Annotated in this window: 14 protein-coding genes; all 14 read right to left on the reverse strand. The window is 61.7% G+C overall.

Annotation, left to right across the window (positions count from 1 at the left end; all coding sequences use genetic code 11):
• Window positions 1-4: 4 nt before the first annotated feature.
• Complete coding sequence (locus ACE3PP_RS16385) at window positions 5-1141, reverse strand: nickel-dependent hydrogenase large subunit (RefSeq protein WP_374384230.1); 1137 nt, start codon at window positions 1139-1141, stop codon at window positions 5-7.
• A complete protein-coding gene (gene hybE, locus ACE3PP_RS16390) occupies window positions 1138-1647 on the reverse strand; it encodes a [NiFe]-hydrogenase assembly chaperone HybE (protein ID WP_374384232.1) in 510 nt (169 codons plus the stop codon). Before hybE ends, ACE3PP_RS16385 begins: the two co-directional genes overlap by 4 nt.
• A 4-nt stretch (window positions 1648-1651) precedes the next feature.
• A complete protein-coding gene (locus tag ACE3PP_RS16395; protein ID WP_374384234.1) occupies window positions 1652-1873 on the reverse strand; it encodes a rubredoxin in 222 nt (73 codons plus the stop codon).
• Window positions 1870-2718 carry a hydrogenase expression/formation C-terminal domain-containing protein gene (locus ACE3PP_RS16400; protein ID WP_374384237.1) on the reverse strand — a complete coding sequence of 283 codons (849 nt, stop codon included), beginning with the start codon at window positions 2716-2718 and terminating at the stop codon, window positions 1870-1872. Before ACE3PP_RS16400 ends, ACE3PP_RS16395 begins: the two co-directional genes overlap by 4 nt.
• A 15-nt stretch (window positions 2719-2733) precedes the next feature.
• Complete coding sequence (locus tag ACE3PP_RS16405; protein ID WP_374384239.1) at window positions 2734-3162, reverse strand: hydrogenase-1 expression HyaE; 429 nt, start codon at window positions 3160-3162, stop codon at window positions 2734-2736.
• Window positions 3163-3164: 2 nt separating this feature from the next.
• Window positions 3165-3491 carry a HypC/HybG/HupF family hydrogenase formation chaperone gene (locus ACE3PP_RS16410; protein WP_374384241.1) on the reverse strand — a complete coding sequence of 109 codons (327 nt, stop codon included), beginning with the start codon at window positions 3489-3491 and terminating at the stop codon, window positions 3165-3167.
• Window positions 3491-4141, reverse strand: coding sequence for a HyaD/HybD family hydrogenase maturation endopeptidase (locus ACE3PP_RS16415; RefSeq protein ID WP_374384244.1), 651 nt, complete (start codon window positions 4139-4141; stop codon window positions 3491-3493). The genes ACE3PP_RS16410 and ACE3PP_RS16415 overlap by 1 nt, the downstream gene beginning before the upstream one ends.
• A gap of 237 nt (window positions 4142-4378) precedes the next feature.
• Window positions 4379-5125 (reverse strand): Ni/Fe-hydrogenase, b-type cytochrome subunit, encoded by a 747-nt coding sequence (gene cybH / locus ACE3PP_RS16420; protein ID WP_374384247.1) that lies wholly within the window; start codon window positions 5123-5125, stop codon window positions 4379-4381.
• 11 nt (window positions 5126-5136) lie between these two features.
• Window positions 5137-6933 (reverse strand): nickel-dependent hydrogenase large subunit, encoded by a 1797-nt coding sequence (locus tag ACE3PP_RS16425; RefSeq protein ID WP_374384250.1) that lies wholly within the window; start codon window positions 6931-6933, stop codon window positions 5137-5139.
• On the reverse strand, window positions 6933-8012 hold the full coding sequence (locus tag ACE3PP_RS16430) for a hydrogenase small subunit (protein WP_374384252.1): 1080 nt from the start codon (window positions 8010-8012) through the stop codon (window positions 6933-6935). The genes ACE3PP_RS16425 and ACE3PP_RS16430 overlap by 1 nt, the downstream gene beginning before the upstream one ends.
• A gap of 298 nt (window positions 8013-8310) precedes the next feature.
• Window positions 8311-9051 carry a type 1 glutamine amidotransferase domain-containing protein gene (locus ACE3PP_RS16435; RefSeq protein ID WP_374384254.1) on the reverse strand — a complete coding sequence of 247 codons (741 nt, stop codon included), beginning with the start codon at window positions 9049-9051 and terminating at the stop codon, window positions 8311-8313.
• A gap of 311 nt (window positions 9052-9362) precedes the next feature.
• On the reverse strand, window positions 9363-10340 hold the full coding sequence (locus tag ACE3PP_RS16440) for a 2-dehydropantoate 2-reductase (protein WP_374384256.1): 978 nt from the start codon (window positions 10338-10340) through the stop codon (window positions 9363-9365).
• Complete coding sequence (locus tag ACE3PP_RS16445; protein ID WP_374384258.1) at window positions 10337-11854, reverse strand: acyl--CoA ligase; 1518 nt, start codon at window positions 11852-11854, stop codon at window positions 10337-10339. The genes ACE3PP_RS16440 and ACE3PP_RS16445 overlap by 4 nt, the downstream gene beginning before the upstream one ends.
• A 58-nt stretch (window positions 11855-11912) precedes the next feature.
• Window positions 11913-12389 carry a hypothetical protein gene (locus ACE3PP_RS16450; RefSeq protein WP_374384260.1) on the reverse strand — a complete coding sequence of 159 codons (477 nt, stop codon included), beginning with the start codon at window positions 12387-12389 and terminating at the stop codon, window positions 11913-11915.
• Between the last annotated feature and the right edge of the window lie 5 nt (window positions 12390-12394).

A 12394-nucleotide genomic window follows, 5' to 3' on the forward strand; every position in this document is an offset into this window, starting at 1 on the left:
TGCATCACTGCACCATCAGCCGATAAGGCGCGCAAGGGTCGAACGCGTCGATCAACATACGGGCCCGCGATTCGGTGGCTGGCGCGCCATTGGATAGGCGGTCGAGGCGCCGCATCACCGGTCCCTCCGGGTGAAAGTTCCAATCCGTCGGCGCCAGGATGCGATAGTCAGCGATGTTCCCGTCCCTCAGTCGTACCGCGTGGATGAGCCGACCACGCGCCGTCTCAACTGCAGCAAAACCTTCGCCCGTCCCTGACGGTGCATCAGCGAGCCGGAAGGGCGCTGAACCAAGATCGCATGCAGGATCGAGTCGCGCCATATCTGTAACGAGGGTCACGACTTCCAGCTGGCGCGCGACAATGCGGGTAAGCAGTCCGTCGCCAAAGCGCGCCTTGAGTCCAGCAACGAGCGGCGCGTCCTGGAGCCGGATGAAGGACGTCGTCTCCGGTTGTCCGCCATCGACTCCCGGCCGCGTCGAAAAGCTGTCGCCGTCCGGACCCAAGAGCCGCGCGCCGATTTCATCAACGGCCAGGTCCGCAACATTCCGGGATGGCTTCCCTTCGGCACCGAGCGTCGCCGCGTCATGATCGAGCAAATGCTGGCAGAAACGAGCGAGCGGCCGGTCGTTGCCTTCGAGCCAGTTCAGAAAGCGGGCAGGTTCGTCCGCCGCTGCCGGCACATAGAGATGGCGCGTCACCAGATCCGTCACATGGGCGCGGATCGCACGCTTTTCCACCTGCCATTGCGGGAGGGGCCGCTCTTCGACGGCGCGCCGCAGGGCGCCGGCAAGGCCGCGCAGGGCCGCGAGATCCTCGGGCGATGCGGGCACGCCCAGCGATTTCGGGGTTTCGACGAGCAGTCGCAACAAATGTTCCCGCGCCGCTTCGGCCTTGACCAGAAAGGCTCTCTTGGCGACGAGTGCCGCCGCCGCCGGAACGCCGAGTGCGTTCTCGCAGGCCTCTGCCGCCGCGGCACCCTGCGCCAGCGCACAGACGGCAAAGAGCCTTGGCAGCAGGGCCGAGACTTCGGCCGGCGCGCGCCCGTGCGTCAATGCGTCCGGCAGCGCACGGCGCCCCGAAATGATGTCGACCCCGCGGCCCTTGCCGCTCAGCACAATATCGATGCTGCCTGCAGCACTCATCGGCCGGCCTCCACTTTGTCGAGACCGAAGAGAGAGCGTCGCGAACGCGACACCGCGCCCGTCTCCTTCGCTGGCGTATCTTTTGGCTCAGGCGGCGTCAACAACTCGCCCATCGCCGCTTCTGCGGTTGCGATGGCAGCCGCCTGATCGACGAATTCCAGCATCGGCGAGAAAAGCGAGCACATCAGAAACGGACCGAGCTCAGGTTCGGTGCCGGCGATGAAACTGTATGTGCCGCTGGGCAGCCGCATCTTCACCGTGTCGCCGGGACGTGCTTCCGTCCATCCCTCACTCGACGCCACATCGGGCAGAATGAGAATGTTCATGCACCAGGGCGTCACCAGGATCGACAGCCATTTGCCCGCCCAAGCCTGTGTCCCGACAGCCGCCACGGCAAGGCGGTGATTGAGGATCGGTACATCAGCCATGCGCGTCTGCTGGATCGAGTGAAAGACCGTCTCGATCCGAGCCGCCACACAGGCCGCCGTTACCGATTCCTGCTGCATGTCCCTACGCCTCCACCACCAGGAAGGCGTCGCGCTGGCCGGCACAGACGGGGCAGGCCCAATCGGGCGGCAAGGCAGTAAACGGCGTCGCCGGGGGAATCTGGTGGACGGGATCTCCCACAGCCGGATCATAGACCCACCAGCAGATACGGCATTCGAGCAGGCTCGCATCGTTGAGCTGGGCATCGTCGCCGCCATAGGAACCGGCAAAGAAGCTGCGCGTCACCGATAAATCTCCAGGATTTCGTCAAGGCGCTCGGCACTGTCGGCGATGTCCTCCATGGCCGCGCAAGCGACTTCCGGGACACCTGATATCTCGATCGTGTTGAGGATGAGAGCGTCTTGCGAATTATAGTACTGCACCCACCAGACGTTGCGGGTCCCCGTGCTGGAGATCCGGCAATTGCCATAGCCGCGCGACAGGATGACGACGGATCCACCACCCAGGCTGTTGGCAAGGTGCGCCAGATCTTCCTCGGTATGTGGCAACAGCGACAGGTTGATAGTGTAGGCACCGCCATCGGCAGGCGGATGCGCCAGATTGTCATTGATTTCGCTAAGCAGGGCGCCGGCACTCTGCGCTTCTGCGGGCGGAACGCTGTCATTGATGGCCACGAAGTGGGGAGCCGAGCCGAAAGCCGCAGTCCACAGCCCGGAGGGCACGTGACCGACCTCGACCGCATCGGCGGCAATGCGCCCGTCCGGACCGGCATGGCGAACACGCCAGATGCCGGCCATCACCGCCTCCTGGATCTGGGCGTCATTGCCAGCGACGATACTGACTTCGCCACTGCCCAGGAGCTGATCGACGAAGCGCAGATTGTTCGGATCGAGATGAGAAAGATCGATGCGCCGCGCCTCATCGCCGCGCCGATAAGTACGCAGCGACTGCAGCACTGATTCCAGCACCGCCTTGGCGCCGACAAGATTCTCGACATCCTCCGGCTCCGGCGTATTCGGCTGGCTGAAGGTCATCATGCCGTCGGGCATCTGCATGTATTCGAGGACGCTGCCGTCCTCTTCTGCTGGTTGGCTGCCTGCACCGGTCAGGGAAAACGGCGGGTTGCTCATGTCGCTAGTCCTTTCTCAGTGCGGGGCCGCCTGCAGGTTGCCGCAACCTCGGGCCAGTTCGAATTGCGGCGGCGGCGATGCCTGGCGCTGCAGGATTTCGGGGATTTCGACCATGTATTCCGGCCAATCGCGCATGCGCGTCAGGGTGCCCAAATATTGGCCGTTGCGCAGGAAGATCAGCGCTGGGAACAAGCTGAACCCGAAACGCATTTGAAAATGCCGTTCCGCCTGCGGCGTTGCCACCAATCCCGTGACGCGATCACCGAAAGCTTTCAGCAGTTCAGGAGCGACGACGGCAAGATCCAACGCCTCGCCCGTCACCTGCGGGTTGCCGCAAATGACCAGCATCGCCATATCGAGCGGGCCGGCAACATCGTCAAGTGAACGCTCATCCACGGCGGTGAAACCGTGTCGCGCGCCCAAGGCGTCGATCAGCGGATGCATGGTCAGTCCGTCTCCTTGTTGGCAATGGCTGCGGTGGGGCGCAGAAAATCGGGCAACTGTGGCGTGCGATCGATGAGATCGGCAAAGAGTGCTTCGGGCGGCGTACCGCCGCGCATGCTGATCTCCAGCGCCAATAAGGCATCGGCGATCCGCTGCGCCTCCTCGGCATCGAGTATTTCGCGCGCGGCACCCAGAAAGGTCAGCACCCAGGTTCCCGGCTGTTGCGCGCCGACCAAGCGCATGTCGATCTCGGCGCGCCGCCCGCTGCCCTCGCACAAGGCCGCAAATCCGTTACCTGAGATGACCCGCATGGGAATGCCGATGCACATCAGTTCGGCGCCCCGCTCAGATCCGGGTCGCCCTTGCCCAATCCGGCAAGGATGCGTTCGTCGCCGGTGCGGCAGGCCGCAGCTTCACTCGGCCGCTCACCCTCATAGCGACCGAGCGACAATTCACCGGTGAGGTCGGTCTGCGGCCTGTCTTCGCGCGCGGTCGGACAAATATCGAATTTGGCGAGATAGTCGAGAGCGGCGGCGATGGCCGGCTCGATCTGCGCCTTGACGGAATCTGTTAGGCTGCCGCCGAAATCCTCAAGCTGTGCAGGCTGGACACCGACCAGCAGGATATGCGCCGGATAGTCCCCAAGCATCGCCGCCATCGCCAGCACCTCCTGGAAGCCGGTCTGATGGAGACTCATTTTCTTGGCGCCGAGAAAGGCTGGGACGTCGTCGTCGTGGATGAGTTTCAGTGTGCCGGGGACGAGGCCGTAATCGATGGCATCGAACACGACGAGGATATCGGTCTCGCGAATGTCCTGGACCAGGTAGATGCCTTGGGTGCCACCGTCGAGCAGGCGGACACGACTGGGAAAGCGGAAGCGCCGGTCAAGTTCCTCGACCACCCGCACCCCAAAGCCCTCGTCGGCCCAGAGCAGATTGCCGATGCCGAGCACCAGAACCGCCTTCGGTTCGTCCCGCATGTGTCCCCCGTCAGATTTGCAGCGTTTGCTGCTTTTTTCACTCCCAGTGGAAAGCTGAACTGCAGGGCGCGTGCCAATTTGTCTCAGGGCTAACCATTTGTTCTGGAACAATGATTTCCATAAGTTCAAAAAGAAATGGAAATCAACTTATCATTTTTAGGACAAATCGGAAAGATACCATCCAATAAAGAAGGCGGGCCATTGGCCCGCCTTGAGGGGGATCTCGTTGCAGGTTGATTAAGGGTGGTCATCCTCTAGCGGCCGGTCGTCCTTGAATTGGCGCCAGCCGGAAATCATCGAACTGACGATGCTCTGCCGGGACATGATGTCCTCCCGAATCGCCGCATAGATGTGCACCAAGGCGAAGCAGACGATCACCCACATGACCAGATGATGGAAAGTGTGAACGTCCTGGCTCTGCCCCATCAGGGGAATGACCCAGCTTGAGAAGAACTGGAACTGCCAAGAATCCATGCCGGCGCCTTCGCCGTAGAGCGCGAAGCCCGTGACGATCATGAAGATGATGCCCCAGACGAACATGAAATGCATGACCAGCGTCGCCAGTGGATTGTGCCCGGCATACTTCCGCGGCTCCTTGGCGAGGAACAGGTACCACTTCATCTCGTGAAAGACGCCGCCCCACCAATCCAGCCGATGCACGGGCGGCAGGAAGATTTGGCGCGCATGCGAATTGCCGACGAAGATCCAATAGAGGCGCAGCACGAAGAACACCGCCAGCACATAGCCGGCGCTGAAGTGGGCGAAACGAAAGTAGCCCATCAAGAAATGGGCACTCGCCTCGCCCGGTACACTGGGCAGCGGTGAGCCGATGAAATAGCCGGTCACCGCTAGAACCGTGATGGCCAGCGCATTGATCCAGTGCCAGAGGCGAACTGGAGCCTCATAGATATAGACCGCTTCCATCGACTGGACGATCCGGCGCAATTTCCGCCTACCCTGACCCGTGCTTGTTGCATTGGCCATGTTTGCCTCCCTCAGCGGACGCGGACGTGCGCCAATTCCCTGCCATCCTCGCTCATCACGTGGGTCGAGCAGGCAAGGCATGGGTCAAAGCTGTGGATGGTGCGCAGAATTTCGACCGGTTCTTCCGGCCGTTCGACCTTGGTGTTCATCAAGGCCGCCTCAAAGGCACCGATATTGCCATTGAGATCGCGCGGCGAACCGTTCCAGGTCGTCGGCACGACGCACTGGTAATTCTCGATCTTGGTGTCCTTGATCTTGATCCAGTGACCGAGCGCACCACGCGGCGCCTCCGTGAAGCCAACGCCCTTGGCTTCCTTCGGCCAGGACTTGGGCTCCCACATATCGATATTGGCCGTCGAGGAATCGCCCGCCTTGATGGTGCCGATGAGCTTGTCGAAGAAATAGCGCTGCAACCGCGCGCAACGCTGCGCCTCGAGTGCCCGCGCCGCGGTGCGGCCCAGCGTCGAAAACAGCGCCGTCACCGGCACATCCAGCGTCTTCAACACCATGTTGATTTGCTCGGTAATTTCCTTGTGGCCTTTGGCATAGGCGATGACATAGCGGGCGAGCGGCCCGACTTCCATCGCATGGCCTTTCCAGCGCGGCGCTTTGATCCACGAATATTTGCCGGCCTCGTCGAGCTGCTCGATGTTCGTCTTGCTGCCCTTGAAATTGGGCCCAAGCTCGAACTTCGCCTCAGTGATGCCGTCCCAAGGATGCAGGCCCTTTTGCTCGTCCGGATAGGTGTACCAGGAATGCGGCACGAATTCCTGGATCTCTTCCGGGTTCCGCAAATCGACCGGGAAGACTTCCTTCAAATTGCCGTTGATGATGGCGCCCGGCGTCATGTGCAGGCTGTCGGGCGAATAGTCGTTGGCACGCTCGGGAATGTCGCCATAGGCCAACACACTTTGACCCGACAGGCCGCCGCCATAGAGCCAGCCTTTGTAGAACTGAGCGATCGCCAGAACATCGGGGATATAGACGTTCTCGACGAACTCGATCGTGCGGTCGATGACCGAAGCGATGAAGTTGAGCCGCTCCATGTTGAGGGCGCCCACAGCACCCGTCCCGTCGACATTGATGGCGCAGGGAACGCCGCCCACCAGCCAGTTCGGATGCGGGTCCTTGCCGCCCAGGATGGTGCGTGTCTTGATGATTTCCTTCTGGAAATCCAACGCTTCCAGATAATGCGTCACCGCCATCAGGTTCGCTTCCGGCGGCAGCAGGTAGGCCGGGTTGTCCCAATGGCCATTCTTGAACGGTCCCAATTGGCCGCTTTCGACGAACTTTTTCAGCCTGTTCTGCACATCGCGGAAATAGCCGGGCGAGGCATTGGGATGGCTGGGCGAAGTCGCAACCTGAAGGTCCGACGTCGCCTTCGGGTCCGCCTTCAGCGCTGTTACCGGATTGACCCAGTCAAGCGCATGAAGATGATAGAAATGGACCAGATGGTCATGCACCTGCAGCGACAGCTGCATGATGTTGCGGATCGAGTTCGCGTTCTCCGGAATCTTGATGCTGAGCGCATCCTCGACAGCGCGAACCGAGGTAAGCGCATGTGTGCCGGTGCACACGCCGCAGATTCGCTGGGTGAAGGCCCAGGCATCGCGCGGATCGCGGCCCTTCAGGATGACCTCGAGGCCACGCCACATCGTGCCGGTCGAGACGGCGTTGCGGATGATGTTATCGTCACCGATATTCACCTCGCAACGCATATGCCCTTCGATACGGGTGACAGGGTCGACGACGACGCGCTTGCCGCTATCGTCCAGGGTGAAGCCGTTGGGGGTCTGCAGCGTACTCATTATTCCTGCCCTCCGTTCTCACGGGCGCGCTTGATGGCGCTGACGGCGGCGTGCGCGGCAATGGCGGCGCCGACGGTGCCAGCGGCAGCCACGCCGACCTTGTCCGCATTCGCCTCGATCCCGAACTGATTGATGCCGGTCAGGCGGTCGTAGAACGAACCCTTGTCCCAGAAACCGTCCTCAGAGCAGCCGATGCAGCCGTGGCCGGACTGGATGGGGAAGGAAAGGCCGCCGTTCCAACGCACTGTCGAGCAGGCATTATAGGTGGTCGGCCCCTTGCAACCCATTTTGTAGAGGCAATAGCCCTTGCGCGCCCCCTCATCGTCCCAGTTCTCGACGAACTGGCCGGCATCGAAATGCGGCCGGCGATAGCATTTGTCGTGGATGCGCTGGCTGTAGAACATCTTCGGCCGCCCCTGGCGGTCGAGCTCGGGGATCTTGTCGAAGGTCAGCATGTAGGTAACGACGGCCGTCATCACTTCGGCGATGGGTGGGCAGCCCGGCACCTTGATGATCGGCTTGTCGAGAATGACCTCGTGCACCGGTGTCGCGCGGGTCGGATTGGGCCGAGCCGCCTGGACGCAGCCCCAGGAGGCGCAGGAACCCCAGGAAATGATCGCCTTGGCGTCGGCTGCCGCATAGCGCAGCTGCTCGACGAACGGCTTGCCGCCGATGATGCAGAACATCCCGTCTTCGTTGAGCGGCGGATTGCCTTCGACGGCGAGGATGTAATTGCCTTTATACGTGGTGACGATCTCTTCGACGATCGCCTCGGCCGCGCGACCGGCTGCGGCCATGATCGTATCGTCGTAGTCGAGCGACAGCATTGAAAGAACGACGTCCTTGACCAGCGGATGGCCGGAACGGATGAAGGATTCCGAGCAGCAGGTGCATTCAAGGCCGTGCAGCCACAAAACCGGGATGCGAGGCTTGGTCTCCATTGCATGCGCGATCTGCGGCGCAAAGGCCGGCCCAAGGCCGAGCGAGGCTGCCGTCAGACTGCAGAATTTCGTGAAGCTGCGCCGCGTGATCCCCTGCCGGCGCATGACGTCATAGAACGTCTCGGTCATCTGGCCCATCTTGTGGCGCCCTCCCCTTGCTGCTGGCCGCGCATTCTTGATGGTTTTCGGTGGCGCGGCCGGTAAGAGGACAAGGCAGATCGCGTGCCAGCTTTCCGGCTAGGGGATTTCTATTTCATTCCAATAAATTAGCATAACCAGGCAAGGGTGGCGCTGGTGATCCGCTTTCCAGTTGGTCTGGATTGAGGTGCCAAGAAACTTTCCAGCGGCATCGGTCGTGGCACTTCTTCGCTGGCTGCTGACGGAACATCTGTCAGCCAGGCTTTGTCTTCCCAGCCAAAGCCTGGCGGCGCCATCATCAACCGGGCAGCAGTTGGTCGACCATCGCCCGGACCATGCGTGGCAGATCGTAGGGAAAGCGCGCTGTGATGAGATTGCCATCGACGACGCAAGGTTCATCGAGCACGGTCGCGCCGGCATTTTCCAGGTCGATCTGGATATTCCAGACAGCGGTTGCGCGGCGACCTTTCAAAATCTTGGCGCTCACCATGACCCACTGGCCATGGCAGATGGCACAAGTGGGCTTCTTTGCCTCGAACATCGCACGTACCAGTTCGCGCGCATGCGGGTCCATGCGCAGGGCATCCGGATTCCAGCACCCGCCCGGCAGAATGATGGCATCGTAATCCGCCGCCTTGGCCTCGTCGGTATAGCGGTCGATCTTAAGCCAGCCGGCATTTTCCATGAGACGGATCGCCAACACATGGGTCGCACATTGCGGTGGAAAGCGAAGTCCAAGAGTTGGGTGAAACTCCCCGATGCGCGGCGCAACGATATGCACGGTGGCACCATGTTCGCTGAGCCAGCAAAGCGCGCCTAGAATTTCCACTTCCTCGACGCCATTGGTGCAGCTGATAGCGATGCGCTTGCCCTTGAGCAGATGTGGATCGGTCGGCGGGTCGAAGAGGAAGGCATTGAGTTCGCGATTGAGCTCGCCATCGGCAGTCACCAATAGTTCCGTTGAGATCGACGGAACCGGCGAGGTCGACATCAATTGCTGCATGCGATTGAAGGCGGAAAATTTTGGCGGCGTATCCATTGCCCACTCTCCCCTGCTGAAGGCCGATTGTCCGGCGCGGCTTGTTCAGCATCATCGAAACATTCGCCAGGAGGATTTTCAATGCCGAGCTTTGGCTGAGGTGTTCCACCTCAGAAACAGCTTATCCAAAGCCTCCAATGCCGCAGAGGTCAGTTGGCTTCAATCGATCTGGCTTCTTATCGGCCAATGTTGCTGGGTGAATCAGAGCTCGCTTGCTCAACGAGCGCATGACGTGGGTCTAGAGGCTGAAGCGGCTCTCGCGATCGAAGAGCCACGTTCGCAAGCGATGGTGTTTCGCCGTCTGTCGGTCCCTACGAGATCAAGCCAGCGATGATCGCCTTTTGGTGCGTGAGAGCATAGATCATGTCGATGGTCGGTGTCGGCACGCCAACGAGCCCGCCCAGTTCAGCAACCGCCGCGACGATCGCGTCGAGTTCGATCGGGCGGCCGCGTTCGAAATCCTGCAGCATCGATGTCTTGTGGGCGCCGATGGCGCCGGCACCGTCGATACGCCGTTCGATGTCGACCGGCATCTTGACGCCCAGGGCATTTGCCACGGCTTCGGCCTCCAGCATCATCGCCTTGGCAACACCGCGCGTTCCCGGATCGGCACAAAGGCGATCGAGCGTGGCACCGGTCAATGCCGACAGCGGATTGAACGCCACATTGCCCCAGAGCTTCACCCATATTTCGGTGCGGATGTCGGCCCTGACCGGCGCCTTGAGACCGGAAGCGATGAGTGCCTGGCTCAACTTGGTCACACGTTCGGTTTTTTCGCCGTTCGGCTCACCGAGCGTGAAACGGTCGCCCTCGACATGCTTCAGAACGCCCGGCTCGACGATCTCCGCCGCAGGATAAACCACACAGCCGATGACACGTTCGGGACCGATATGTCTCCACTGCATATCTCCTGGATCGACGCTGGCAAGGCGACGCCCTTCGAGGGCTCCGCCGACGCCGTGGAAGTACCACCAGGGGACACCATTGACCGCCATGACCACTGCCGTTTCCGGCCCCAGCATCGGGGCAAGCTTGTCGGCCAGAGGCGGCACGGACTGCGCCTTCAACGCGATGATGACGTAATCCTGCTGACCGGCGACCGCAGGGTCATCGGTTAGGGCCGGATGAACGGTGAAGCTGTCGTCGCCGCGCTGGACCGAAAGACCCTTCTCCTTCATCGCGGCGAGATGCGCACCGCGCGCGATCAGGGTCACCTCTTCGCCGGCGCGCGCCAGATGGGCGCCGAGCAATCCGCCGATGGCGCCAGCACCGTAGATCGCAATTTTCATGATGCGAGACCCAGCTTCTGGGCTAGGCCGATCCGCTGCAGCTTGCCGGTCGCACCCTTGGGAATCTCCGGGAGAAAAACGATTTTCTGCGGCACTTTGAAATCGGCCAATCGCTTGGCCGCGAAATCCCGCAGGTCGCGTTCGCTGGCCGTCGCCCCTTCCTTGAGGACCACGGCGGCGGCCACCACCTCACCCAGCTTGTCATGAGGCATGGCGAAGGTGACGATCTGGGCGACGGCTGGGTGTTCCATGATCACGTCATCCACTTCACGCGGCGAAATCTTCTCGCCGCCGCGATTGATGATCTCCTTCAGGCGCCCCGTAAGGCTGACATAGCCCTCCGCATCCATGATGCCTTGATCGCCGGTGCGGAACCAGCCGTCGCGAAAGGCCTCGGCATTCGCCTTTGGATTGTTGGCATAACCCAGCGTGACGTTTGCGCCCTTGATGACGATTTCGCCGACCTCACCCGACTTCAGGAGGCGCCCCGACTCATCCATGATGGCCACCTCCGGACCGGCGGCAATACCGACCGAGCCTGGCTTGCGCGCGGCGGGCGGCAGCGGGTTGCTGGCCATCTGATGCGCGGCTTCGGTCATGCCGTAGGATTCGATCACGGGGCAGCCGAATGTTGCCTCGAGTTCCTTCATGACCGGCGGCGGCAGCGAAGCCGAGGAAGACCGGATGAAGCGCAGCTTGCGCCGCGCAATGACATCCGCATTACCCTTTGCTCGCGCGAGGACCGTCTGATGCATCGTCGGCACCGCCGAATACCACGTCGCCTCGGCCATATCGAGCTGGGCGAAGAACTTCAAGGCGTTGAAACCGGCCGGGCAGTAGACCGAGCCACCGGCGTGCAATGACGAAAGCAGCGCACCCACCAATCCGTGGATGTGGAAGAGCGGCATGACGACGAGGCTCCGATCGCTCGGGGTGAGCGCCAATGTCCGCGCGATATTGCCGGCCGACGTCATCAAGTTGCGCTGGGTGAGCGGGACGATCTTTGGGCGTGAGGTGGTGCCGGAAGTATGCAGTACCAGGGCAACATCGTCTGCCGCCGCCGGATCCACCACCTTGCCACCCGCCGGGATGGACAGGGTAAAGCTGCCGGCCGGCCCGGCCAGATCAGGCGCCAACTCGATGACCGGAATGTTGCGCGTGCCGGCCACTTGGCGCGCGGGCGTGTCCATTCCCGCCGGCAGGATCAGTGCCTTTGCATCGAGATCGCCGAGGTAGAAATCAAATTCGTCGGCCCGGTAGGCGGCGTTGAGAGGTGCGGCGATGCAGGCGGCTGCCACGGCAAGAAAGGCAGCGGCCATTTCCGGTCCATTTGGCATGACGATGGCAACGGCATCCCGGCGCGTGATCCCGATGCCGCGAAGATCCGCACCGACCCGCGCCATCAGGCTCGACAATTGGCCACGCGACATGTCGCTGCGATCTGGTGCACCGATGGCTGGTGCGGCCGCATCGCCCTGACGCATCATTTCGGCAATGCCGGAAAAACCGCTCATTCTGTTCCCTCCGATCAACCCAGACTTAAATTTATCCTTCTCCGGCCGCCGGCAACGATCAATCCGCTGCCTTGGCCTTCAAGGGTTCGCAAACGATCCTGCCGCCACCTTCCGGAAGAGCGCAGCGCGCTTCCAGAATGTCAACCTTTTGGCCGCGGGCGGGTGCGAAATCGACCTGGCCAACTGTTTCTTTCCAGTTGGGGTAGCTGGCGCACTGCACGGTTTCAATCATCATGCGCTTGCGCCCGTCCGGCCGCATCGTGAAGAAGGCACCGTCACTGGCCTGCTGTCGAAATCTGTCCGCATGGAAAGCGCCCGGCGCCAAATCCCCATAGTCGCGTTCCACCCAATGGCCGTAGATGAGACGGCAGGAAATCGGTTGTCTGCCGGTGTTCTGCAGGTTGAAGACGACATCATGCGCATCCGCCCCGGCATCCTCGCCCCCCGCGCAGCCGGCGAGCGCCAAGGCGAAGGCAAGGAGCGCCGGGATTGCCTGCCGCACGCCGCTGTGCCGGTGAAGACGGATCTGACGCAACGTTC

This window comes from Dongia sp. (assembly GCF_041910485.1).
In the GTDB taxonomy this organism is placed as follows: domain Bacteria; phylum Pseudomonadota; class Alphaproteobacteria; order Dongiales; family Dongiaceae; genus Dongia.